The sequence below is a fragment of the Collinsella sp. LCP19S3_D3 genome (assembly GCF_052121455.1).
GTDB lineage: Bacteria > Actinomycetota > Coriobacteriia > Coriobacteriales > Coriobacteriaceae > Collinsella.
Genome location: NZ_JBQKEF010000049.1, coordinates 1 through 1,335 on the forward strand (window position 1 = coordinate 1; position 1,335 = coordinate 1,335).

At 46.5% G+C, this 1,335-nt stretch carries 1 protein-coding gene; it reads left to right on the top strand.

The features are described from left to right. Window positions 1-777: glucosaminidase domain-containing protein (locus ACTQXM_RS08975; protein WP_441537643.1), on the top strand; the 777-nt coding region annotated here is incomplete at its 5' end. Between the last annotated feature and the right edge of the window lie 558 nt (window positions 778-1,335).

Below are 1,335 nucleotides of genomic sequence, written 5' to 3' on the forward strand. Positions count from 1 at the left end.
GGAGACGTCGAGAAGGCCTTCACCAAGTCGACCTACGGCGGCGTGACTATGGTCGACGACTCGGCCGTCCTGCGGCACTTCGTCAACTACGGCATGTCGGAGGGCCGCCGCAGCTCCGAGGCGTTCGACGTTTATAGTTATAAAACGAGATATCTCGATCTTAGAAAGGCTTACGGAAGTAATTTAAAAGCGTATTATTGCCACTATCTCGAATATGGGATGAAAGAGCACCGTAATGGTTCGAGCATGACCGGATTTGAGGGCTATATAATGTCCTCGTCTTTCACTTCTTACGAGGATGCTGCCGCTCATTACAGTAGGACTGTTGGTAAGCAAACTTATCCAACAAGCGTGTATAAAAGCAAAGGCAGCGCCTCTATTGATGAGTTTTGTAAGATTCTTTACGAAGAAGCCTCATTTGAGGGAGTATGTCCTGAAGTTTTATATGCTCAAGTCATGAAAGAGACGGGCTATTTAAGATTCGGAAATTTGGTCCAGGCAAACCAGTGCAATTTCGGTGGTGTTGGAGCCACTGGCCCTGGAAATCCCGGATATACTTTTTCTTCCGTTAGAGAAGGGCTTAGGGTTCAGACGCAGCATTTAAAAGCGTACGCAACAACTGATCCTTTGAATAATCCGTGTATTGACCCACGCTTTAATCTTGTTTCCCGTGGGTGTGCTCCCAAGACGACGGACCTAAATGGACGTTGGGCTGTTCCTGGTAAAGGTTATGGCGAAGGCTTAAATGCAATTGTCCTTGATGTTTTGTGCATGTAATGGGTGTGCAGACGTTCTAGAGCCGATATGCAAATTTAGTTGCATATCGGCTCTAGTTTTTTGGCTATTTATTTAATCTTATATTGTTGAGAATTTCTGACAGTCTTTCATAGGAGATGTCAAGAAGTGTTATTACCGCTAAAGATTACAGCAATCATCAATTATATATAAGCACAGAATACTTTGGGATCAGAATTATCGGCTGAAAATAATAGTAAACAAAACGTATGAAATAGACAGAGGCCATTCTGAGCAAGTAGCGGGCTCTAGGCCCGTAATATAACGACAGCCGCCCATGTCGAGACGGCTGTCGTATGGCGCGAAAGCGCCACGAAAGCTAAACGGCGGAGGGCGCTGCCAGATGCGTCCCATGCTCAACTTGAGTATACATCAATCGTGGCTCGCCCTGAACATTTGTTCACCACTGTAATGTGCACGAATCTGCAACCTTGATTATCAACTTTATCCGAACACCTCCCACATTCATCCGTACATGTGCGGATGAATGTGGGAACCCGATACCCTGAGGGCCGGATCGGCCGGCCCCGGGAGATCGGA